Origin of the sequence: Nonlabens sp., assembly GCF_051251825.1 — a bacterium.
GTDB lineage: Bacteria > Bacteroidota > Bacteroidia > Flavobacteriales > Flavobacteriaceae > Nonlabens.
Genome location: NZ_JBPOGG010000002.1, coordinates 158,728 through 182,736 on the forward strand (window position 1 = coordinate 158,728; position 24,009 = coordinate 182,736).

A 24,009-nucleotide genomic window follows, 5' to 3' on the forward strand; every position below is an offset into this window, starting at 1 on the left:
TGTAAGCTCAAAAGTCATTTTAAATCACTAAAAAGCAGTCTTTAAAACTTACCTTTACAGTCCTGTAAAAGGTCTATGCAAAAGTTATTTAGTTTTCCGTTTTGGAATGGTATCGCAAGAATCATTTTGCGTAATCGAGAGGTTCTTCTGGGCCTTATTATTCTGATCACCATAGGGCTAGGTTCCCAATGGGGAAATATGCGCTTCACTCATTCTGAAGCTAATCTTTTACCAGATAATCATCCAGTTAATCAAGAATACAGAGAGTTTCTCAACAAATTTGGTGAAGAAGGAAATCTCATTATACTTGGTATAAAAAACAGTGATCTTAATAACTATCAAGCGTTTAATGCCTGGAATCAACTCGCAGACTCCATTGAAAAATATGACGAAGTTGAGTTAGTCCTTTCAACTTCTAACCTACCACTTCTCAAGAAATCTGAGGACGGCTCTAAGTTTATCATTGAACGATTAACAGATCAAAAATTAACTTCTGACGATGAATTAAAAGCTTATAAAACTAAACTTTTTGGAGAGTTACCGTTTTACCGTAATCTTATTTTTAGTGAGAAAGACTCGGTTTTAAGAACCGCTATTTATCTTAAAAAAGATATTGTTAATAGCTCGATAAGAAAAGAATTTGTACTTGATAAATTCAATCCACTTATTGAAGATTTTAAAGAAAATAAAGGACTCACAGATTTGAGAATATCTGGAATGCCTTACATAAGAACTCTTAACTCACAAAATATTGTGGATGAGATAGGCATGTTTCTACTGGCTGCCTTATTAGTGACTTCCACTATTTTCTTTTTCTTTTTCAGATCATGGAGAGCTACTTTTATATCTATTGTAACTGTTGTTATAGGAGTTATGTGGGCTTTTGGATTCTTAGGCTTACTCAATTATGAAATCACTGTTCTTACAGCATTAATTCCTCCACTGATTATTGTGATAGGAATTCCTAACTGTATTTTCCTGATTAATAAATATCAACAAGAGATAAAAGAACACGGGAATCAAGCCAAATCTTTGCAACGTGTTATCACTAAAGTAGGGAACGCAACCTTAATGACTAACCTAACTACAGCTAGTGGTTTTGCAACTTTCATTTTTACTGATAGTAAACTTTTAAGTGAGTTTGGGATCGTAGCTTCTATTTGTATCGTTTCAATATTTCTACTTAGCTTGATGATTATTCCTATCATTTATAGCTACTTACCAGTTCCTAAAGACAGACACCTTGAGCATTTAAGAAAACGATGGATAGGCACCTTTGTGGATTGGACTGAGCGCATGGTTAAAGAAAACCGTATAGCGATTTACATTTGTAGCCTTATCGTGCTTGTGATTTCTATTATAGGAATGTATCAGATCCGTGTATCTGGAAGTCTTATTGAAGACATGCCTAAGTCTATGCAGTTCTATAAAGATATAAAGTTCTTTGAAGACAGCTTTGATGGGATTATGCCACTTGAAATAGTTGTAAATACTAAAAGTAAAAAAGGTGTTTCCAAAGCAAAAACACTTAAAAAATTAGACGAGCTAGAGGATCATATTATAGAAACTCCTGAGCTTTCTAGACCTATGTCCATAGTGAGTATAGTGAAATACACTAAGCAAGCCTTTTATGGTGGCGATCCAGAGTTTTATGACCTGCCATCTACTTATGAACGAGTAGGAATCTCAAGTTTACTTGATGATAGCGGTGGCGACGCCATGCTCATGAAAAGTTATGTAGATAGTACTGGACAGTATGCTCGTATCACAACATTCATGAAAGACATGGGAACAGATCGCATGGAACGTGTAGAAGAAGACTTACTTGCCGAAATAGCCAAGGTATTTCCTGAAGACAAATATGAAGTCATTCTTACTGGTAAAGCACTCGTGTTCCAAAAAGGAACCAATTACCTCATCAACAATCTCGTTTTATCACTTACACTAGCTATTATATTAATCGCACTATTCATGGCGTGGATGTTTAAATCACTACGTATGATTTTAGTATCCCTAGTTCCAAATATTTTACCGCTTATCATCACAGCAGGATTAATGGGCTACCTAGGCGTTCCTATTAAACCATCTACGATTTTAGTTTTTTCAATTGCTTTTGGAATCTCAGTAGATGACACCATTCACTTTCTCGCAAAATACCGTCAAGAACTCATTGCAAATAAATGGCGAGTTAAGCGCTCTGTATATGCAGCTTTACGAGAAACAGGAGTCAGCATGTTTTACACCTCTATAGTATTGTTCTTTGGATTCTCTACGTTTACGATTTCTAGTTTTGGAGGAACGGTAGCACTAGGAGCACTAGTGAGCGCCACATTATTATTTGCTATGTTATCTAATTTATTGCTTTTACCTAGTATGTTATTATCGCTAGAAAAAAGCATTGCAAATGAGCAAACCTTTAAAAAACTACCTATTCCTATCATTCCTAAAGATGATATGGATGAAAGCGACAGTTAAATTTTTGGATTTTTTAAAGGTGATTGATTGGCTTGAAAACATGACAGCAGCATTACTTTCCTAGAGTTTTCTACTATTTTAAAAAACAGAACATAAGGAAATCTCTTAACTGGAATCGCTCTCACTTCCTTGTACCTTACTTGATAAAACGGGTTTTGAGATAGCGCTTGAAAACAGGCGAGTAACTGATTATTAAAAGCCTTTCTAACTTGAGGAGAGATTTCTTGATAATATTCTAGCGCCTCATCTACCTCATTTTCAAATCTTGGTTGAACTAATAAACTATACTTTGTATCGCTCATCTTGCCTCTTCAACATTTCATCTACAGAATAGTAGCTCGACTCGGGTTCACTGAGCCGCTGTTCAAGCATCTCTTTTATGTCATCAGACAATTCAATCTCAGTGATTTCGTTTTCATTAAGAGCAAACGGAATATTGAGTTTTCTCAATAACTGCTCCACTAGAGCAACCATTTCTTCAGGAACTTTTATTTGATAACTTTTCATCACTACTACTTTACTCAAATATATGAAATCTAGAGTGGTTTAAAAACCACTTTCAATCTAGCATTATGATAATTATACAACAGTTTAACTTGTGTTTATTATGCAAGATGGATAATTACGCTTTCGCGAAAGCATATTCACAACAATCCCTGTAATAATCATTGGCATTCCATGTCATAAAAATTATATTTGCTACTCTTAAAAAATTAAGGATGCAACATCAAAGAATTGCCGCGCTATTGAAAGCCGAACCAAGTATGCAGGAGATTACTGTTAAAGGTTGGGTACGTAGTTTTAGAAACGATCGATTTATCGCTCTTAACGATGGCTCTACCATACATAATTTACAGTGCGTTATAGAACCTGATAATCACGAGCGCACCTTACTAGACGAGATCAATGTCGCAGCAGCAGTTGCCGTTACAGGAACTCTAGTAGAAAGTGAAGGAAGCGGACAACGCGTAGAATTACAAGCCAAAAAAGTAATCATTCTAGGTAAAGCAGATCCTGAAGAGGTCGCAAAAACGATTCTATCGCCTAAGCGTCACAAACTAGAAACATTGCGCGAGCAGGCACACTTGAGAGTGCGCACAAACACTTTTGGTGCTGTAATGAGAGTGCGTGCCGCATTATCATTTGCCATTCACAAGTACTTCCAAGAAAATGGATTTTATCAAGCACATACACCTATTTTAACCGGTAGTGATGCAGAAGGTGCTGGAGAAATGTTCCGTGTTACCACGATGGATCCTAAAAACACGCCGCTGGATGAGGAAGGAAATGTAGATTATAAGCAAGATTTTTTTGAAAAAGAATCTAACCTTACCGTTTCTGGACAGCTTGAGGCAGAGACTTATGCGATGGGATTAGGACAGGTTTACACCTTTGGACCTACCTTTAGAGCTGAGAACTCAAACACTTCACGTCACCTTGCAGAATTCTGGATGATAGAACCTGAGGTGGCTTTTAATGATCTAGATGCAAACATGGATCTATCTGAGGATTTCATTAAATACGTGATCAATTATGCAATTGAAAACTGCAAAGATGATCTTGAATTCCTAGAAAACAGATTGATTCAAGAAGATAAAAGCAAGCCGCAAGCAGATCGCAGTCCTATGGAATTGCGCAAAAAACTAGACTTCGTTTTAAAGAATAATTTCAAGCGTGTTTCTTATACTGAGGCGATTGATATTCTTAAAAACTCTAAGCCTAACAAGAAAAAGAAATTTAAATACATCATTGAAGAATGGGGCGCAGACTTGCAGAGCGAGCACGAGCGCTACCTGGTTGAAAAACACTTTGAGTGTCCAGTCATCTTGTTTGACTATCCAGCAAATATAAAGGCGTTCTATATGCGTCTTAATGAAGATAAAAAGACCGTACGTGCCATGGATATCTTATTCCCTGGAATAGGTGAAATAGTAGGTGGATCTCAACGTGAAGAACGCTATGACGTTTTAAAAGAGAAAATGGACGTGATGGGAATACCAGAGGAAGAACTGTGGTGGTATCTTGAAACTCGCAAATTTGGTAGTGTAACTCACAGTGGATTTGGTCTTGGTTTTGAGAGATTAGTCATGTTTGTGACTGGAATGGGGAACGTGAGAGACGTAATTCCTTATCCGCGTACTCCTGGAAGTGCAGAATTTTAAATAATATTGATTTACACAAAATCCCAAACTCATTCATTTGATTTTGGGATTTTTTATTTTAAGTCTTTTCATATCTCAGTATTAAGTTATATTTAATAGCTACAAAGGCTTGAATAAATCGGGCATTTGTTATTTTTACTGATGTGATCGATACTTCACATAGAAATCATTAATTCCATGCTTAGACAGTCGTTAAATTTTAAACTCTCACAGAAACTTTCTCCTCAACAAATCCAGTTGATGAAGTTGATCCAGTTGCCTACTCAGGCATTTGAGCAGCGTGTTAAACAAGAGCTGGAAGAAAATCCTGCGCTGGATGATATAAAAGACAGCCATGATGATGAATATGATGAGTTTTCAAATCAAGATGAGTATGGAGATGAAAATGAAACTATTGAGGCAGACATTAATGTAGATGAATACCTGAGTGATGATGATGTGCCAGAATACCGCACGCAAGCAAACAATTATAGCGCAGATGATGATGAGAAAAGTATCCCATACGCATCTGGAACATCATTCACACAATCTTTAAAAGATCAGTTAAATACCAGAAGACTAAGCGACCAGCATTACAGCATCGCAGAATATCTCGTAGGTAGTATCGATAACAGTGGTTACATACGTCGCTCTATGGAAGACATCGCAGACGATCTTGCTTTTACCATGAATATTTATACAGACGTAACTGAGGTGGAACAAGTCCTCAAAGTCGTACAGCAGTTAGATCCTGCTGGTGTAGGTGCTCGTGATTTGCAGGAGTGTTTGATGATTCAGCTTTCGCGAAAGCGTAATAACGACCACACAGAGCTCGCCATGAAATTAATAGGTGAGTCATTTGATGCGTTCAGTAAGAAGCATTACAAGAAGATTCTCGAAAAGTATAACATCGATGAGGATGAATTGCGTGAGGCAATTGAAGAAATTGAGCATTTAAACCCTAAACCTGGTAGTGCTTATGCTGGCGGAAGCACTCGCATGGTGGAACAGGTTGTTCCAGACTTTACCATACGCATTAAAGATGGAGAACTAGAACTTACTTTAAATGGCCGTAACGCTCCAGAATTACATGTTTCTAGAGATTATTCAAACATGTTGAAAGGTTATAAAGAAGCCAAGGAAAAAAGTAAGTCTCAAAAAGATGCTGTGATGTTTATCAAGCAGAAATTAGATGGGGCAAAATGGTTTATAGAAGCGATTAAGCAACGTCAGGAAACGCTTTTTATGACTATGTCTTCTATTATGTATTACCAGCAAGAGTACTTCTTAACAGGCGATGAACGTAATTTGAGACCTATGATTCTCAAAGATATTGCCGACGAGATAGGTATGGATGTTTCTACCGTTTCTCGTGTAGCAAACTCAAAATATGTGGACACACCATACGGAACTAAGTTGATCAAGGAGTTCTTCTCAGAATCCATGACAAACTCTGACGGTGAAGAGGTTTCTACTCGTGAGATAAAGAAAATACTAGAGACCGTGATAGGTGAAGAAAGTAAACGCAAACCACTCACCGACCAGAAACTTGCAGAATTACTCAAGGAGAAAGGTTATCCTATCGCTAGACGTACTGTTGCAAAATACAGAGAACAACTAGACATTCCTGTGGCGCGCCTGCGCAAGGAGATTTAATTTGCAACATGAAAGCATTTTTAAGATTTTGGAGTTATCTCGCAAATCCTATATTTATTCCTGCGCTAGTAAGTTTAGTTTATTTTCTATTTGTTTCCTTTACTGAAAGTGAGGTTGTAGAATTAAAGATGTATCTCATTTTAATTCTTACAGCGGTAATTCCCATGCTTATATTTGCAATTCTTAAACTACTAGGAGTAGTAAGTAGTGTTCACTTACCAGATATTAAGGATCGTATCACACCGCTTGTATCATATGCTGTCTTGCTCCTTATATTAATACGCAGTGGATTTAATGATGGCAGGCACGCTCCATTATACTATTTCTTTGTTGGAGTTCTTATAGCGACCATAGTAGCTGTAATTCTCGCAATATTGAAGTATAAATTGAGTTTACATTTAATGGCAATGGGCGGCGCTATAGGCTTTGCACTGATGTTGCATGCAAGTGTAGAAATTCCAAGTGTTTTTGTGATCGCAATTCTATTTGTATTAGCAGGACTCACTGCTACTTCCAGATTATCCATGAAAGCTCATAAAGGTCATGAACTGATTTTTGGGTTTTCTGTAGGTCTGATTGCTCAGGTAATGACTGGAGTTTACTATTTATAAATAGTAGAATTCAATCCCAAATTTAATAGGCTGGAGATTTATGGATTCACTGTCCACTCGAGCGTTTTTATTAAATAAGGTGTTTAAACTGTATTGTACAAATGCATTAAAACTTCCATTACCCAAAGTCAAAGTCGCGGCATAGCGAAATTTATTAAGCTCAGGAATGTCAGTTTGAATTACCGTATTACCTGGTTGTTCAAACCTTGATTTGTGGTAATAGATGTATCCTAATTTAATTCCAGTATAGATACGCCAAAAATTATATTTAGTAGCTGTAGAGGTACGCCATCGATATTGAATAGGCATTTCTATAAGGTTAGTATTAAATCTATTTGATTTAAAATCTAACTCTGAATCTATGATGGAATAAATAGATGCTCCTGTCTCATCTTCACCTATGAAGAGATTAGAGTTATAAGTATTAGTAGATAGTCCTAAACCTATTCCTATGGCCTTGTTACGGCGTTTATTAATAGGCATATCCCGAATGAATCCTAAATGCAATCCTCCAGAAAACCCATTCTGACTAAAATCATTAGGCTCATTATTTATTAGGTTAAATGATAAACCTATGTAAAACTGATCTTCTCGATAAAGTGAATCTACAACACTAGGTATGGCATTATCATTACCATTATCACGATTGCCTTGAGCAAAGCTATTCAAGGTCATTAAAAAGCCAACAAGAAAAAGTACTATTTTCATAAAGTAAAGATATGAATTTGCAACGGCGTTAAATAAAAAAAGCCGTTTCAAAAAGAAACGGCTTCTACATTTTTAAAAAGTGAATACTATCGTCTTTTTATATTATTCATAGGATCTCCTTGATTAGAAGTATAAGTAATTTTTAAAGCTTGCGCTTCTCTTAACTCTTGCTTCACATCAGTAAGTACACCTACTTTTGCATTTTTATCTACTTTAAGAGATACCATCATTTGATCTTGAAGATTCTCTGGCATAGCACTTCTTTTAGTATTTACATAATTATAAACGTCTTCCACACGAGAAATTTTATCACCTAATTGAACTACGTCATTATTACCAAAAGTAGATCTATAACTCGTTCCTGGCTTACCTATGTAGATATTTACCAATTTGTTCTTGTCTTCTAACTTCTCCACTTGATTTGCAGATGGTAGTTTATTCTCAACAAGCATTTCATCATCTCTCATCACGGTAGCTACCATGAAGAAAAACAAAAGCATAAATACAATATCTGGTAGAGATGCTGTAGATACTGGTGGTAAATCACCACTTTTTTTCTTATTAAATTTTGACATAATTATCCTGCTTGTTGTGGTTCTGCCTCAGAAAGATTTCTAGGGTACAATTCTCTTATAATGTCTATTCTTTTCTCTAGCTCAAGATACTCAGGAGTTTCTTTATCTTTTTCCTGTGTGTCTTTTAACCTAGCGTACATAGATTCATAACTCTCACCGTAACGCTGCATAGATGCACGATTTCTTAAAGTCGTATAAGCTTTTACAAGCTCATTTGTTACAGTTATATAGTAATCGTATGTTGCCTGTCTATCGTTTACTAAAGAAACAATGGCTTTTTTAGGATTATCTGAAGATTCAGGACTTCTCTCACCTTCACAATAAGCACAGCCATTTTTCCCTTCTCCACCACCATTATCTATAAACTTAACGGCAGCTTCAGAAAGATCTTTAATATCCATTAATTCTTCTTCCACTAGCAATTGATTGTCCTTATTCACTAGTACTTGAAAAATATTCTTTTTCTTAACTGGTGGAGGCGGAGTTTCAATTTCCAACTTAGGCGGCAGCTTACTTACTATTCCACTATCCACTTCAATAGTAGTAGTTACTAAGAAGAAAATAAGAAGTAGAAAGGCAATATCTGCCATTGATCCTGCATTTACCTCAGGTGCTGCTCTTTTTGCCATGATTTATCTATTTAATAGTTTGCTTACTCCAGTCCATAGAATGGAACCTACTGCTAGAACTGCTACGATATAGAATGTATAGATCGATGCTCCTACGAGCTTAGAAGTACTCGCTGTAAGCGGTTCTCCTTCATCTAACATAACTGGTACATTTCCTGCAACTCCTGGCTCAAAAACAGAATCGTCTGCAAAACCGAAATAGGCTATTAAACAAATCACAACAAGTATGCCAACTGATATTAAAGAACGCTTTAATACTGCTGGGCTACTAAAAATTCCTTTTAAAACAAAGAATAATACGAGACCTACTGTAATTGCCATTATAGCATAAGCTAGATACATCATAGGTGCAAGTGTTGCGTTTTGCAACGCACCTGTGTTTGTTAAATCTGCTGCTTCTGATTGTATAGCTTCATCACCTACCGAAATGGTATATAGGAAAAAGCCCGCTGCGATCACACACAACAAAAGAGCTAAATATTTAAATACTTTATGAATTACCATTATTAAATCTGGTTTATAGGGTTAATTACAGCTTACCGTTCTTGTAATCTACAAGAATATCCATAAGCGTGATAGAAGCATCTTCCATGTCATTTACAATACTATCGATTTTTGCAACGATATAATTATAAAAGATTTGAAGAATAATTGCTACAATAAGACCAAATACAGTTGTCAATAGTGCTACTTTAATACCACCAGCAACAAGTGCAGGCTCCATAGCTCCAGCAGACTGGATATTATCAAATGCATCAATCATACCTAGTACCGTTCCCATAAATCCTAACATAGGTGCAAGTGCGATAAATAAAGATACCCAAGAAACATTCTTCTCCAGTTGTCCCATTTGAACACCACCATAAGCTACAACAGCTTTCTCTGCAGCTTCAACGCTCTCGTCTGCTCTATCAAGTCCTTGATAGTAGATAGAAGCAACAGGTCCTTTTGTATTTCTACATACTTCCTTTGCAGCTTCAATCCCACCACTCTTAAGTGCATCTTCTACTTGTGCAGCTAGCTTCTTAGAATTAGTAGTAGAAAGATTTAAATAAATAATTCTTTCAATTGCGATTGCTAAACCTAAAATAAGACATATCAATACAAATGACATGAATACTGGTCCACCTTCTATGAAACGCTTTTTAAGCTCCTGGTGGAAAGTAATTTCTTCAGTAACATTTGCCGCGGCAGTGTCATCTTGAGAAATAAAAGTTGTGATTGCGCTAGTCGTGTTTGCAGTTGTGCTAGCATTTGCAGTTGTAGATAGACCTAACATCATTACTACAGCCATGAACAAAATTGAAAGTGATCGTTTCATTTTAAGATTTATTGATTTATTTGAAATTTCGAGTTAAGGGGTAAATATATAATTTATCTCTTAAAAAACAGAACTATTAAAGCTATACCAATGTTAATTCTTAACAAAATACAAGCATAATAGCTGAATACCAACCAAATAATACTTTTTAATATTTGGTTTTACTTTTAAATAAGTCCCTTTTTTAAAAGAAATGACTTACAATTTGAATTATTAAACGTGAAATTAGAGGAGAAATTATGATTTTGCTTAAAATCGTTCATCAAAAATGCCCTATCCAAAATTATGAATAGGGCATGTTTTATAAGAACAAGAAAGTCGATTATTTCACAACCTTAAACGTTTTCTCATTTCCATCTATGCTTAGCTTTAATAAATAATTACCTGTGCTAAGTGCAGATAAGTTATCGATTTGGAATTGATTACCGTTAACAGACTGACTTCCACTTACTATTACTTGACCTAATAGATTTGTAAGTTGATAGCTTACATCTTTTCCATTGAGTTGAGTAGATTGAATAGTAAGATTGTTTCCAGCGATGGGATTAGGATAAATCACCATAGTGTCATCAAAAATAACTCCTGGAGTATTCAATGTGGTATGAGTAAACTGTAACTCAAAACGAGAAGGATCGATAGAACCTGCGATTGAGTTATCTATTTGAAAATCATAAGTGTTTGAACCATTATTTAATAATGTAAGCGTATTTAAATAATTATCTTTTAAGTAGACGTAATTATTTAAAACGCCATTCAACTCAATTTGATAAGTATAATTTACATCTCTGTAAGCTCGATGTGATAACTGAATCACCTCTTGACTTTGCGGCTGTGATCTTCTTTCAATGGCATAAACAACACCATTTTTATCAATTCCTACTGTTTCATCTTGATTAGATAACTTCTGTGCATCTAAGCTATCAAGTCCATCATTCATGGAAGCACCAAAGAAGATCCCAAAACTATCCTGAATGGACTGATTTGTTGTTCCATTATTACGATATAATCGAGCTATAAGACTCGCTTGATTTTGTGGTGCACTAAAAGTAGTAGTGTTCTGGTTGATGTTTTTATCGCTTTCGCGGAAGCGTAACATAGACATCCCATCTGCTAGTGTTTGAACAAACATGGACTGACCAGGCTGTATGAACTGATTTGCCGCAGACCCAGAAGTATTTGAACCTGATGGCAACATTACTGTGACATAAGCACCACGTGTTCCTCTCGTAGGATCCCAAACGTAGTAAAAGTTCTCGTTAACATTTGTAGCATCAATTAATACACTATTTACATCTACACTAGATTGATAAGGATTACCTACAAAATTAAAATGATCTGTAGTAGGGCTTAACATCTTCATGACGTCACCAGTTACAACTTCACCTTTAGGAGCTAGTTTAGTGTCACTAGCAGTTGCTCCATTATTTGAAAGATCAACAGCTCTGCTACCTCTTACAAATAATCTAAGTGGCTCACCTGCTACTAATACATCAACATCTGTGTTAGGCGCTGCAACCCAAGTCTGAGAAATATTATCAAAACGGTATAGTGAAGAATTCCCAGTTAAAGTCGCATCAAAACCGTTTGCACCAGTAGTAGATCCCGAGATATGAGTTCCGTAACCAGCAGTAGGATTCAAATTATCCAATGGAAATGCTGTACCTGTGTTGTTAACTCCTTGCTGTAAATTATCTTTTATAGATGAAGTAGTGTTTACAGGACTTGAATAAAATCTGTAGGCTCTTTTTGCAGGGAAAAATCTTTCTGTAGTAACTTCACCTAGAATCATTCCATTTTCTACTTTATCTAGCATAGCAGTACTCGTTGCTGTGCTCAAAAAAGTAAATTCGCTTGCGGTTACATCTAGAACTCCATCCTTAAGGCTCAAGGATTTTTCAATATTAATAGGCGCATTTACTGTAAGTGTTCCTTCACCTTCCATTACAAATGCTTCAATATTCATCTCTACTCCTGTAATTGCGACGTCTTTATCTCCCATGAATTTAACTTGGGAACCAGTAGTAAGTAAAGTTCCAGAATTATCCATATTTCCAGTAAATAATAAATCTTGCGAACTCAAATCAAGAGTTGAACCAGCATCGATAGTGAGCTCACCTATTTCCATAGTTCCTGTAAGCGGCGCTATACCTGAAATTACAAAAGCTCTATCTTGATATGTCGATACTCCTGATGGATCCTCTGGAGTCCATACTCCATTATCATATACAAAATCTACAGGTGGCTTCACACCTCTACCTACAACCTCAACCTCTGCAAGTTTAAGGATGCTACTGTTTTCAGTTTTCTGAATTCTAATATATCTACCTTCAATATCAAGATTGTTGAACGAAACTTTTCTAGGAATATCTGAGTTATTTGTATAAGAAACTAATTGATTATATACTGTCGCGTTTGCTTGAGCTTCAGTGAAATTCATAGGATTCCCATTTGCCTTTAAAAATGGCTGGGTAGATACCATAACTCTGAAATTATTAAAAGTAGTAGAATTAGTCTCAATATCCTGACCGTGCATATCCACTGTATTCCAAATGTCGATGAATTCAATGGTTTTATTTGCTCCAAAATCCATCTCAAACCAAGGTTTATTCTGCAGGTTAGTTTCCATATAACTACCTACCGGCACAAGTCCTTGTTGCAAGAATTGAGCATTTTCTCTACCATTTGTATTTCCATCTACGGCTTTATCTGCTCCTAGAGTTACAGGTAATGGCGCATTATCTTTAAATGATATATCGTAAGTAGGTGCAGTAGTACTTTGACTCACCACTGTTTCTGGCAATCTACTCAAGATTTGATTTTGAGGTAAAAAGTTAGAAATAGGTTCCTCTAGTGGATTTGCATAAACTCCAGTGGTTGGGGCGTTTTCAATTTCAACTCTTTGCGGGAACTTTGTGTAAACTGCCGTAAAACGATTAGGTAAATATTCATCTATGATAAAATATTTATAACCATCTGTAGGATGAATGTAAACACCGTTTTCTTGTACATATTCATCGAGTTTTGCTGCACTTGCAAATTCATAAAAACGAGCAGGATAACCTTCTCTTAAATTTCCTTGAGCAGCTGCTTGTTTTAAACCTAATTTATATGCTCCTAAATCATCTGTTATAATTCCGTCCACAGCAAATTTAAAATCTCCCGTAGTGTAATTCACTTTTAAGTCCACACTATCTAATGAGGTAAAAGTCGTAGGTCTAGAAACAAATTCTGAAGATTTAGCATGGATAGGATTATCTGCATGATTTGTGTAATCTGTATCTTGATTGTTATCTTCATCAACTACTTCATATAAATGATTTAATCGAGCAGACGTTAAGTCCATAAAATACCATGGTGTAAAACCATTGTTACGAGTTTTATAATTCCCAGTTCCCGCAAGAACTAATTTTGAAGCAACTACAGCATAATCAAGATCTTCAAAAGCTACACCATCAAAAACATGATTATGAGAGTGTTTCCACATATAAGCTCCAATGGTTGATCCATTAGAATCTTTACCTGTAACTAATACGTCATGAAAAGTATAATCTGCTTGATAGGTAATAGTCATTCCTTGATTCACACCCCAAATAATCATTCCGTCAAAAACCGAGCGTGATTCATGATTTACACCCATATCTCTTTCTATGGATTTGAATCCTAGATTTGCATCTATAATCTTTGTATTGTTTATGATTAATGGAACTTCAGTAGGCACTACTCCATCACCTTCTACACTATAACCATTTACACTTAATGGCCACTGATCTACTTTGAGCATAGGTCTTACAGTTGCAAGTTGTTTAGCATCCACACGATCGGTAGAGGCTTTATTTGCAGCCATGTTCATGATTCCTATCGCTTGATTTGTATTTGTAATGACATTTCCATCACACACTACCGCTCTTCCTTTCATACCTAGACCTTGACCTGAGAAAAGATTATCATTGTAGATAAGATGAGATTGATACACGTCATTAGTATGACCTTTAGCAATTTTAGTAACTAGATTATCTTTCCAAAATCCGGTTTCACTTCCTGACTCTGAAACTATTCCGGCTCCTATAACATCGTAAACTATATTCTCAGAAACATCTGCATAAGAGTCATGCTGAGTAATTCCCCATCCAGGATTTCCCCATACTACGTTTCCTTTTACTACGGCAAGAGAATCACCAAATTTTGAACCCGTTTTATGCAAGTGAATAGAATACCTTCCACGACTGTTTGTAATATCTTCATTTGCCGGTCTGTAAGATTCTGCTATTTCTTGTCCTAATGGTGATATTTTAGAACGCAAAGTCTTAGGCTCAACATAATTAGACCAAATAAGATCATCATTTAAACGAGATTTATCAGTACGACCTAGATCTTTAAATTGTGCGTTTTGAATAGATATATCAGAAACGCTATTCATAGGATGCATTCCACCAGTGTGCATGTGGTTTTTAGGCATGGACATCACGTGACCACGTTGATGAATTTGTGGTAATGTAAGCCCAGTAACCTCTGATCTAATAACAATGTTACGAGTAAGATTACCTACATAAGAATTCACATATTCATTAAAAACGGCATCTGCAGGTCGACCTTCGTGGTTTTTTCTTAATTTCTCACCACTTGCAAGAGAAACTGAAGTTCCAGAAATATTATCAAGAATCACCTCGTCCTCACCATTTTGTGCCAGTCCATGTTTTCCACTAGAAGTAACTAACAATAAGTCACCTTGTTCCCAACCTGTAGGAGCACTTGTTAAAGAAAATGAAGTGTCATTTCTAGCTGCATCACTAGAAAGCATCACCATGTTTGTTTTCTTGCGACCTTCTATCTGGATTTTCCCCATAGTAACTAAACCTATAGAAAGCTGACCTGGATCCCAACTATAACGTCCTGTGACACCTACACCATCATCGTAAGGATCGCGCGAGTCTTCACTTACTATTGTTTCATTAATAGTTCCTTGAGCATCAAGCATTTTCTGGAATGTGTTAAATCTCGTTTTCCCTGAAACAGTATAAGTTACTTGTTCAACAGCTTCTCCATCTTTAAAATGAGCTGTAGCAACACTATTCCAATTAAATGCTGCATCAAGCTTCCATGCTTCTATATCAAATGGTGCCAGAATTAATTCAATGTTACCATGCGCGATTGTATTTCCTATGAGAATCACCTTTGAAGAACTTGAGCCGAAAAAAGTATCTACTCTAAGAACTGAAGTTTCTGAAGCGGTATTCTCTTCAATTTTAAAAGAACCATCTACTCTTATGGCAAAAATGTGATCCATAGAGCTACCATCATAAGTAACAGAACGTTCTTCAGGAATATGAACGATGGCTCCTTTACCTGGCACACCTGCGGCATTACCATCTAAATCTTTCCATATCGCAGCTGTAAACCAGTCTCCATCAATGGATGCGACATGCGTAGCCATTGTTTCATCTATTAGATCGTCTGCAGTTTGTGCTTGTGTGATAACACAGCTTAAGCATATGATTAAAAAGAGTATAATATTTTTCATAATTCGGGTTACTTAAGGTTATAAAACACAAAACTAGGTTAAGTAGTCGTATTCAATTAATTTTAATGTCAAAATTTTAGATTAAGCGATAAAATACACACTAAAAACAACTTAGTATTTGATAAAAAAAGCCCATAACTGTTTAACCAATTATGGGCTTGCTTAATAAAAAAATAAAATTACTTGATGATCAACTTGCGCACCATAGTTTGGTTTGCAGCTGTAACTTTTATTACATAAATACCGTCATTGATATCACTCACGTTGATAGTACTTCCTTTAGGAACACCATTAAATACTTGAGCACCTGTAAGACTATAAATGCTCACGTTGTCGATGTTTAATTCTGTTTCAAATTTTAACACATCACTAGCTGGATTAGGAAACATACGGAAATCAATAGCACGTACCTCTTCACTTGAAAGTGTAGCATTGTTATCAAAGACGATTCTGTCTATTAATACAGTTCCACCTACCACAGTAGAGCTTGATGCAGTTTCTCTTAATTGTAATTCAATACCACTTACATTTCCTGTCCAGTCTGCGCTTGAAACATCTAAATCGATTGTTTCAAATGCAGTTGCATTAGGTGTAGTTGCGGCAGTTCTAAAAACTTTACCACCCATAGCGTCAGGATAAGAAAATCTCAACTCATCATTAGTAGTTCCATTTTGTAATATTACGTGCACATACTGAGCTGTAGAAGCATCTACATAGAATCCTTCTTGTGCCATTTTACCATTACCATTTGTACTTACATTTGAGTAATCTTGAACAAGATTACCACCAGTAGTAGTTAAAGCAACTCCACTTTTTCCTTCCCATCCTTCAGTATCGTTTGCTGTATCAAACTCATAAGTGTTTCTTGGAAACAAAGGTCTTGAAGCAGCAAATTCAATTCTTTCAATTTCTATAGTTCCACCAGAACCGTCAGCATTGTTAGAAGCATCTAATTTGAAAATTAATTGCATATCATCTAGAGTACCTACAAAGTGATTGTTATTACTAATGTCAATCACATAAGTTTGGAAACTTGTGTCATTTGTAGAAATAGTTTGATTCTTATAGATTCTACCGCTAGATGTTTTAGGGTAAGAAACACGCATATAAGTGTTATTACTATTATTTTTAAGAGTAATAATTGCAAACTCGTTTGCCGGAGCCATAACTCCTGCTGTCGTACTTAACACTTTAGGATTTTCATTTGCAGCTCCTGTGATTGTTAAAGTAGATGTGGTTGCACCTGCAGTTAGTGTACCAAAATCTCCTGACCAACCGCCGTTATCGTTATTAAATTCCCATGCTTGAGCGATGCTCAATACTGGAATACATAGTAATAATAGTAAAGTAATTTTTTTCATGATAATTTAGTTTAGAATTAGTTTTAAAGTTTGATTGTTTTCTTGGCTGTTTATTGTTACAATATACGTTCCTTTATTCAAATCGCTTAAATCTAGTCTTACTTGCTCACTAGAAACGTTTTGTGTCATTACTGTTTGACCTAATAAATTTACGATGCTTACTATTGAGTCTCCACTAAGGTTATTCAATGTTACTTCATTTCCGTTTGAAGGATTAGGATATAGAGATATCGCTTTCGCGAAAGCGGAATCATTCAAGCCTAATGTAGTATTAGAAAATCTTATTCTAAAACGATCTACGTTATTACTCGCAGCATTTGCCGTATCTACTGAGAAAGGAATAATTGTAGGATTTGAAGCGTCCAACTGTGTAAATTGTCCTGTAAATTGATCTTCTATATATGCAGGAATTGTGAATCCTGAAGCGTTAACCGTAAACTGATAGTTTCCTGTTACAAGGTTTTCTAATTGTAATGCAATCATTTCTTGATTTACTGGAGTAGAGCGATCATCTATAGTGAGCTGTGCACCACTTGTAAGAACCATTAACTGCTCATCTTCACCTTTAAACTTAGGAGCGTCTTTACCAGTGATTGTGTTGTCACCATTATCATTAAATAATAAAGTAACACGATCCTTAGAAACGTTTAAATTGTTTTCTAGAGTCATGGTTAAAAATGCTTGTGGCAGACTATAAGTTGCCGTAGTTGCCGTAGCGTCTGACTTTGCACTCTCAGTAAAATTCACAGATGGTGGATTTGCGTCGCCATCATCAGCAACTAGAACAAAGAAAGATTGTCCAGGTTGGATAAACTGAGAAACATCACTTTGAACTCCACCGGTTGCAAAACTGTACCCTACATAATTATTCATAGTAGGATTCCATGCGTAGTAAACGCTTGTATTAATATCTTCACTACTAGTAAGTACTGCATTTAAGTCTACTTGTGCCTGATAAGGATTTCCAGTAAAAATAAAGTTTCCATCTACAGTTGTAGGTGCAAATGGTTGTGGTCCCGTAACAATTGTTCCACGAGTCACTAATTTAGTATCTGTTGCTGTAGCTGCAGCTGTAAGACTTACACTTCTATCACCTCTTACAAATAATCTCATTGCATCACCTGCATTTAAAGATGTAGTATTTGTAGGAGCAGAAAAAGTAGTCCATGAATTATTAATATCTGTGTAAGCATTGTTAAAACCGAACAAAGAAGCATTATTGGTCGTTGACTGATCATATCCATCACCAGAAGTTCCACCTGTGATTTGCGTTCCTTCATTTGCTACATAGCCAGCATCTCCTGGGTTTAAACCAGCTTGTTGCCAGTCTGTAAATAATGTTCCAGTCATATTTACTGGACTAGATACAAATCTAAAAGCACGATTTGCTGGATAGAATTGCTCTATAGTTACTTCACCATCTATGGAACCACTTACCACTTCATCAACAATTGCTGTTTTCCCGTTAGAACTTTTAAAAGTTAAAACACCTGGAGATGCAGATTGAGTGGTCAACTGACCATTAGTAAGAGTTAATTTCCCTTCTAAGTTCACATCAGCATTAAGAGTCATTCCTAGGGAATTATTCAACAATACATCTTCAACAGAAAAAGCATTACCTGTTACATCTTGAACAGTTGTTCCAGCAAAATTAAACACTGAACCTACTGCATTTAATACTCCATTATTAATAAGATCACCTGCAAGATTTACAGTGTTTGATCCTGCTGTCAGTTCATTCCCAGTTGTAATGGTTAAATCATTACAATCTAGGTCACCTGTAAGTGATGTGTTATCATCTACAGTTACATTATCTGAAGTTGTAGAATTTCCTTGAGGATCTGACGGCAACCATGCACCAGCGCTATATGTATAACTAAAATCTGGAGCAGCAGCGTTGTTATCAAATAATATATATTCGATATCAATCGTACCACCTGTACTTTGATTACTATTAGTTGTACTTCTCACTCTTAAATCTAGATCAGTAACAACACCTTCGGCAGTCCAAGTTGTGGAACCACCATCAGTCATGTCAACAGTATAGGTTTTATAATTAGTATCCATTCCACTGATTGTAGCAGACGGGTACCATCTATTAGGTGGTGGAGTTCCTGTAGTATTTGCAAAAGATACTCTTAACTCATCATCATTAGAATTGTTCTTCAATCTTATGTGCATATATCTATTTGATGCAGCATCTATTCCATAGATTCCCTGTTCTAACTTAGGCACTGTGTTATTAGAAAATGTCCAAGTTAGCAATCCATTTGCTACAGCAGCAGACGAACCAGATACTCCAGAGAAACCTTCAGAGTCTGCGTTTACTTGAAAACTATAATCTGTGCGTTGTAATGCCGGAATAGCATCAATAAAAGAAATTTTATCAAATTCTATGCTTCCAGCAGATGCCATGTTTGTATTAGGAGCAGACTGTCTCACGATAAATTCAAACGCATCTTGAATGGTAACTGGAGTTGTTGCTGTTGCATCATACCATTTAGCATCTGTAAGATCTAGATAATATGTTTTAAAGTCAGAGTTTGCCTCTATAGGAAGATTAGTGAATCTATTACCGCTTCCTCCATCAGATTGATTAGCATGTTTGACTCTCAAAGTCGTTGCAGAACTATTATTCTTTAAAACAACCTCTAACACCATATTAGTACTAGCATCTATTCCAGCACCACTAATGATTCTCCATTTAGGACTGCCTTGACTAGCTGTCCATGTAATAATTGCCGACGTAGCATCGAAGCTTTCACTCGATTGAGCTTTGGACCATCCTAAACCTTCATTTCCTGCGGGACCAGGAAAATCAAAAGATTGCGCCGTCGCAATCATTAAAGAAAATAAAAATGGTATAAGTAGAAGTTTTTTCATAGTAATTTGTATTGCAAATAAATTTGACAGTAGGAATCAACTGGGCTAGCGTCAATTCCCTATATTATTTTGTTTGGATAGGTTGTTTATTCTTTGTTTTTTTTCTTTGCAGCTCTTAATGCTTTGTTCTGCTTTTTAGTAAGAACCTCTTTGAGTGCGTTTCTGTATTCTTTACGCTTTTCTTTTTTGTCCTCGTTAGTTCCATCGTTCTTTTTGATGGCTCTCATGTCTTTAGTCTTCTTGATTTCAAGCATCATGATTTTTTCCATTTGCTCTTCGCTAAGTGCTAAAGTCTTGTCAATGTCAGTAAGCTGAGTATTTAACTCCTTAACTTGTTCCATTGCCTTATCTTTTTGCTTTTGAGATTGAGCCGTTGCTGCTAAACCAAAACCTAAAAAGACTACCAAAATAATCAGTGATTTTTTCATATTTATAATTTCAATCGTTATAGTAAATGCATATTAGCACATTTTACGGTGTAAAGATGTGGATTTAATATAATTATAGGGTTTGCTTTATGTCAGATAGGGTTTGATAATCGTGATACTTTATGCGAAAGCACGCTATACAAGCCTTTAACAAAAGTTTTTATTCAATCGTATTGATAAAAGAAAGAAAAATGAATTTTAATAAAGAGATTGTAATCCTGCAAAATTTTGCTGTAATAATTCCTTTGCATCGCCACCTTTTACATGTCCTAAAATTCCAAAACGACCTCGATAACCGATTTTTAACAGATAAGAAATCATCTCTTTCTCGAGGTTCCCAGAACCTATTGTCATGATTTTTGGGCCATCTTTTTGCATTCCATTTAGATTAACACAGCTCAAGTAAGGCAACATCAGTTTCATGTTTTCCTGATAATTATCTAGTTCTTCATGGGCGTGATGGAAATTATACACCAATTTTATAGACTCCTCTGGTAAGGACTTTAATATAGCTAGCTGATTTTTAGGCTTACCATACCAGCCACCATGATTATATAATGCAATTGTGCAGTTTACCGCAGTAGCTCTTTTAGAAACATATTCAATTAAAGACTGTGCTTTTATAAACGCATCTTGATCACTCATGTCTTTAAATACTTTGGGACTTATTCCTACCCATAATTCACAAGAATGATTGGTCTCTTCCAGCGCTTTAAAAATCAATTCAGCTTCTTCACGTAGTTTACCTGGTTGATCAAATGGAGTTATATATAACCATACTACTGGAATATCTATTTGTTGTGAGCGCGCGTATTCTATCTCGGTTGCCATGGTTTCAAAATGCTGTTTTCTACCTCCAAAAGCATACTGATCATAACCCAACCGTTTTATCATATCTACACGTTCCACAGGTGTGCGTTCCTTATTATCAAAAGCGACTATAGACCACGGCAACAAATTTTGTTTGGAAAAAAGCTCTTTAGTATTGGCTTTTTTACTCGCGCAACTTGTTAAAAGAATGACTAGAGAAAAAATGTAGAATAGTGGTCGCATAATGAGTAGGCTTGTTCTTAGTAATAGTGATTGTAATAATTTCGCTTTCGCGAAAGCGTAAACCTAAATAAAATCCATCTTACTGAAACTCTTATTCAATATGCGTGTATCGTCTACTTCCATCCAATTATTGAGAATAGTAGCATACACACTTCGGAAATCAACCGCATGTTTTAAATCACCATTGCTGTCTAGTTGTGATAAATCGGGTGCATTATTATAGAATCCAGCTTTTTTCAATTGCTTACCTATGACATAAACCTGATTTGCAGTTCCATGGTCAGTACCATTAGAAGCGTTTTGTGCCACACGACGACCAAATTCAGAAAAAGTAAGCACCAGCGTGTCTTTAAAGGTATCGTTTTTCTCAAGATCTTTAATAAAACTGGACATCGCCTCGCTGTATGTAGTGAGAAGTCTTTTCTGCTTATTTTCTTGATTCACATGCGTATCAAAACCGCCCATAGAAACGTAAAACACTTGTGTCTCCACTCCAGAATTAATAAACTCAGCTGTGGTTTTTAATTGGTTTGCAAACGGATTATTAGGATACGATTGTTTACTGGTGTAGGTTTTTGTTTTCTCATGAAGGTAACGTGCAGAGCTCTTCGCTTCAATCATGGTTTTATACAGGTAACCTAGATTGTGCTCGCTCAAATGCTCATCAGTCTGCTGATTTAGCACTTCGCTAAAGAAAGGTTGCTCCATATTACGACGGAATAATCCAGCGTTCTTAGTCGCGATTCCATTCATTTGAGCTCCTTTCATAATCACAGATAGACTTTCATCTACCTCAATTCCTAGATGAGACTTAGTACCTTGTTTCTCAATATACCTACCCAACCAGCCCGATTCTAAATATTCATTTGCATCACTTGCGGTATGCCATATATCTGTAGAACGGAAATGGGAACGATTAGGATTAGGATATCCTACATTATTAATAATACTTAAATAGCCTTTATCATACAGTTCTTTAAGTGGCGCTAGGTTTTCATTAAAACCTAGTTCGTCAGTTGCTTGAATGATGTTAGTTTTAGGAATTGCAAGTGATGGCCTATTGCTGTAATACAAGTCATTGCGGTAAGGTATGATAGAATTTAATCCATCATTACCTCCAGATAGTTGTACCACAACCAGTTTCTTAAACCCAGAAATACTGGCTGGTGTGTTTTCAAAGGCACGCATAAAACTAGGAATCATAAAGACACTACTGGCCAGCGCACTGCGTTTTAAAAAATCTCTACGTTCCATAATTAGCACATTTGATATTCTGGTAAACTCATGAGTTGCACGCAGCGATTGCGCAAATCCGTTTTTGGTAGGTTGTTTACAAAACTAGCCGTATCTGCATCTAGCGTTGTGGCTAGAATATGGTTGTCTAAATCTTGAGCGGTAAGGTTACCGTAAGCTGTTTCAAATTGTTGCCAGTCCACATCTACCTTTAGAAAGGTTTTACGTTTAGATTTTGCCTTATAATATTCTTCAAAAGAGTCTTCAAACTCAGCTTTTTCTTGAAATTCGATTTCGGTTTTATTAAGTAATGCACTCGCTAAGTTCATACGGAATAGTAAGGTATTTGCATCTATCCAACTGCGGTCACCTTTCCATCCAGCTACATTAGGCGGATAGTACAACACTTGACCCATCATTTTTTGCAAGTACAATAATTGTTTCTCTTTCTTAAAAGTAACCGGAACCGTACGACGCATTCCTACCAGCAATTCTACTGGTGATTTAATTTTAGAACCTACGTTTTGAGCTTCATAAAACCAGTCTGCCATAAATACGTGACGCATGAGTTTCTCGATATTATAATCTCCATAAAACACCTCAACAAGCTCTTCAACTCGCAACTCATCCACTTGCGGATTCACAAAATAACGATATACTTTATCGCAAATAAATCGTGCACATACTTTTTGCTCTAGAATAATATCTATGATATCATCACCATTCCAGTTGCCTGTTTTACCAAGAAAAGTCTTGATACCAGCATCATGTTTATGTTCTTTAATGATAAATTCACTATTGCGGTTATAAGACCATCCCGTAAACGCTCGAGCGCCTTCTTGAATATCCTGCTCGGTATAATTGCCTATACCTAGTGTGAACAGCTCCATGAGTTCACGAGCAAAATTCTCATTAGGACTTTCCTTGACATTCTTATTATTATTTAAATAACGTAACATCGCTGGTTGACGCGCCACAGCCTTTAAAAAATCGCCTAGATTTCCCAGTGCGTTTTCCCGCAAGGTATTGTGATACCACAGCGTATTCCACACCTGATTATCCTGACATACAAAAACATTAGTCCAGAAAAGTGTCATTTTTTCACGCAACCCAGCATCTGGTTGCGCCATTTGATTAAACCATTTGTAGTTGAGCTCACGAGTCATTTTACGACCCATTTGGTTCAATTCTCTATATTTTTCAGGACCTAATTTCTTCTTAGCGCCTTTCTCTCTGAGCACTTCAAAAGCCGATAAATCTAGAGATAGAGACTGTAGGGATTCTGCTTTCGCGAAAGCGTAGTCAACAACATCTTTACGAGATGCATCCTGAAACTGCTTGAAAACAGATGGACTCGTGCCAAAACCAATCCTCCAATACAAATGTTTTAAGTCCTTAAATTCCATACTGGTAAATT

The 24,009-nt window shown here is 36.1% G+C and carries 18 protein-coding genes; 4 read left to right on the top strand and 14 right to left on the bottom strand.

The window, feature by feature from the left end:
- Positions 1-75 precede the first annotated feature (75 nt).
- Complete coding sequence (locus ACSHWW_RS03235) at positions 76-2,475, top strand: efflux RND transporter permease subunit (protein ID WP_435680979.1); 2,400 nt, start codon at positions 76-78, stop codon at positions 2,473-2,475.
- On the opposite strand, the gene ACSHWW_RS03240 is transcribed toward ACSHWW_RS03235, so the two are convergent.
- Entirely contained in the window at positions 2,472-2,777 is a 306-nt protein-coding gene (locus ACSHWW_RS03240) for a type II toxin-antitoxin system RelE/ParE family toxin (RefSeq protein WP_435680980.1), read from the bottom strand. The genes ACSHWW_RS03235 and ACSHWW_RS03240 overlap by 4 nt on opposite strands.
- Entirely contained in the window at positions 2,758-2,982 is a 225-nt protein-coding gene (locus tag ACSHWW_RS03245) for a hypothetical protein (protein ID WP_435680981.1), read from the bottom strand. Before ACSHWW_RS03245 ends, ACSHWW_RS03240 begins: the two co-directional genes overlap by 20 nt.
- A 212-nt stretch (positions 2,983-3,194) precedes the next feature.
- Between ACSHWW_RS03245 and asnS the strand changes: the two genes are divergently transcribed.
- From asnS to ACSHWW_RS03260, 3 genes are all read left to right on the top strand, one after another.
- Positions 3,195-4,637 (top strand): asparagine--tRNA ligase, encoded by a 1,443-nt coding sequence (gene asnS / locus ACSHWW_RS03250; RefSeq protein WP_435680982.1) that lies wholly within the window; start codon positions 3,195-3,197, stop codon positions 4,635-4,637.
- Between the two features lie 177 nt (positions 4,638-4,814).
- A complete protein-coding gene (gene rpoN, locus ACSHWW_RS03255; protein ID WP_435680983.1) occupies positions 4,815-6,272 on the top strand; it encodes an RNA polymerase factor sigma-54 in 1,458 nt (485 codons plus the stop codon).
- A gap of 8 nt (positions 6,273-6,280) precedes the next feature.
- On the top strand, positions 6,281-6,883 hold the full coding sequence (locus ACSHWW_RS03260; protein ID WP_435680984.1) for a hypothetical protein: 603 nt from the start codon (positions 6,281-6,283) through the stop codon (positions 6,881-6,883).
- Here ACSHWW_RS03260 and ACSHWW_RS03265 read toward each other — a convergent pair.
- From ACSHWW_RS03265 to ACSHWW_RS03320, 12 genes are all read right to left on the bottom strand, one after another.
- Positions 6,878-7,591: a porin family protein gene (locus ACSHWW_RS03265; RefSeq protein WP_435680985.1), complete on the bottom strand. Its 714-nt coding sequence runs from the start codon at positions 7,589-7,591 to the stop codon at positions 6,878-6,880. The two genes, ACSHWW_RS03260 and ACSHWW_RS03265, sit on opposite strands and share 6 nt — an antisense overlap.
- A gap of 86 nt (positions 7,592-7,677) precedes the next feature.
- Positions 7,678-8,166, bottom strand: a complete 489-nt coding sequence (locus ACSHWW_RS03270; RefSeq protein WP_435680986.1) for an ExbD/TolR family protein — start codon at positions 8,164-8,166, stop codon at positions 7,678-7,680.
- A gap of 2 nt (positions 8,167-8,168) precedes the next feature.
- Positions 8,169-8,795, bottom strand: a complete 627-nt coding sequence (locus ACSHWW_RS03275; RefSeq protein WP_435680987.1) for an ExbD/TolR family protein — start codon at positions 8,793-8,795, stop codon at positions 8,169-8,171.
- 3 nt (positions 8,796-8,798) lie between these two features.
- The gene (locus ACSHWW_RS03280) at positions 8,799-9,299 is read right to left on the bottom strand and encodes a hypothetical protein (protein ID WP_435680988.1); all 501 of its coding nucleotides are present in this window, start codon (positions 9,297-9,299) and stop codon (positions 8,799-8,801) included.
- A gap of 25 nt (positions 9,300-9,324) precedes the next feature.
- On the bottom strand, positions 9,325-10,116 hold the full coding sequence (locus tag ACSHWW_RS03285; RefSeq protein ID WP_435680989.1) for a MotA/TolQ/ExbB proton channel family protein: 792 nt from the start codon (positions 10,114-10,116) through the stop codon (positions 9,325-9,327).
- A gap of 322 nt (positions 10,117-10,438) precedes the next feature.
- Positions 10,439-15,634, bottom strand: a complete 5,196-nt coding sequence (locus tag ACSHWW_RS03290) for a T9SS type A sorting domain-containing protein (protein ID WP_435680990.1) — start codon at positions 15,632-15,634, stop codon at positions 10,439-10,441.
- 179 nt (positions 15,635-15,813) lie between these two features.
- Positions 15,814-16,995 carry a T9SS type A sorting domain-containing protein gene (locus ACSHWW_RS03295; protein ID WP_435680991.1) on the bottom strand — a complete coding sequence of 394 codons (1,182 nt, stop codon included), beginning with the start codon at positions 16,993-16,995 and terminating at the stop codon, positions 15,814-15,816.
- 6 nt (positions 16,996-17,001) lie between these two features.
- Complete coding sequence (locus ACSHWW_RS03300; RefSeq protein ID WP_435680992.1) at positions 17,002-19,878, bottom strand: T9SS type A sorting domain-containing protein; 2,877 nt, start codon at positions 19,876-19,878, stop codon at positions 17,002-17,004.
- A gap of 86 nt (positions 19,879-19,964) precedes the next feature.
- Entirely contained in the window at positions 19,965-20,306 is a 342-nt protein-coding gene (locus tag ACSHWW_RS03305) for a hypothetical protein (RefSeq protein ID WP_435680993.1), read from the bottom strand.
- Between the two features lie 198 nt (positions 20,307-20,504).
- Positions 20,505-21,260 carry a sugar phosphate isomerase/epimerase family protein gene (locus ACSHWW_RS03310; protein ID WP_435680994.1) on the bottom strand — a complete coding sequence of 252 codons (756 nt, stop codon included), beginning with the start codon at positions 21,258-21,260 and terminating at the stop codon, positions 20,505-20,507.
- Positions 21,261-21,422: 162 nt separating this feature from the next.
- Positions 21,423-22,613 (bottom strand): DUF1501 domain-containing protein, encoded by a 1,191-nt coding sequence (locus tag ACSHWW_RS03315; RefSeq protein WP_435680995.1) that lies wholly within the window; start codon positions 22,611-22,613, stop codon positions 21,423-21,425.
- A 2-nt stretch (positions 22,614-22,615) separates the two neighbouring features.
- The gene (locus tag ACSHWW_RS03320) at positions 22,616-23,974 is read right to left on the bottom strand and encodes a DUF1800 domain-containing protein (RefSeq protein ID WP_435680996.1); all 1,359 of its coding nucleotides are present in this window, start codon (positions 23,972-23,974) and stop codon (positions 22,616-22,618) included.
- Positions 23,975-24,009: the final 35 nt, after the last annotated feature.

Excerpts from the sequence above, each read along its gene's own strand:
- ACSHWW_RS03235 (WP_435680979.1), top strand. The coding sequence starts at position 76 with ATGCAAAAGTTATTTAGTTTTCCGTTTTGGAATGGTATCGCAAGAATC.
- ACSHWW_RS03240 (WP_435680980.1), bottom strand. The coding sequence starts at position 2,777 with ATGAGCGATACAAAGTATAGTTTATTAGTTCAACCAAGATTTGAAAAT.
- ACSHWW_RS03245 (WP_435680981.1), bottom strand. The coding sequence starts at position 2,982 with ATGAAAAGTTATCAAATAAAAGTTCCTGAAGAAATGGTTGCTCTAGTG.
- asnS (WP_435680982.1), top strand. The coding sequence starts at position 3,195 with ATGCAACATCAAAGAATTGCCGCGCTATTGAAAGCCGAACCAAGTATG.
- rpoN (WP_435680983.1), top strand. The coding sequence starts at position 4,815 with ATGCTTAGACAGTCGTTAAATTTTAAACTCTCACAGAAACTTTCTCCT.
- ACSHWW_RS03260 (WP_435680984.1), top strand. The coding sequence starts at position 6,281 with ATGAAAGCATTTTTAAGATTTTGGAGTTATCTCGCAAATCCTATATTT.
- ACSHWW_RS03265 (WP_435680985.1), bottom strand. The coding sequence starts at position 7,591 with ATGAAAATAGTACTTTTTCTTGTTGGCTTTTTAATGACCTTGAATAGC.
- ACSHWW_RS03270 (WP_435680986.1), bottom strand. The coding sequence starts at position 8,166 with ATGTCAAAATTTAATAAGAAAAAAAGTGGTGATTTACCACCAGTATCT.
- ACSHWW_RS03275 (WP_435680987.1), bottom strand. The coding sequence starts at position 8,795 with ATGGCAAAAAGAGCAGCACCTGAGGTAAATGCAGGATCAATGGCAGAT.
- ACSHWW_RS03280 (WP_435680988.1), bottom strand. The coding sequence starts at position 9,299 with ATGGTAATTCATAAAGTATTTAAATATTTAGCTCTTTTGTTGTGTGTG.
- ACSHWW_RS03285 (WP_435680989.1), bottom strand. The coding sequence starts at position 10,116 with ATGAAACGATCACTTTCAATTTTGTTCATGGCTGTAGTAATGATGTTA.
- ACSHWW_RS03290 (WP_435680990.1), bottom strand. The coding sequence starts at position 15,634 with ATGAAAAATATTATACTCTTTTTAATCATATGCTTAAGCTGTGTTATC.
- ACSHWW_RS03295 (WP_435680991.1), bottom strand. The coding sequence starts at position 16,995 with ATGAAAAAAATTACTTTACTATTATTACTATGTATTCCAGTATTGAGC.
- ACSHWW_RS03300 (WP_435680992.1), bottom strand. The coding sequence starts at position 19,878 with ATGAAAAAACTTCTACTTATACCATTTTTATTTTCTTTAATGATTGCG.
- ACSHWW_RS03305 (WP_435680993.1), bottom strand. The coding sequence starts at position 20,306 with ATGAAAAAATCACTGATTATTTTGGTAGTCTTTTTAGGTTTTGGTTTA.
- ACSHWW_RS03315 (WP_435680995.1), bottom strand. The coding sequence starts at position 22,613 with ATGGAACGTAGAGATTTTTTAAAACGCAGTGCGCTGGCCAGTAGTGTC.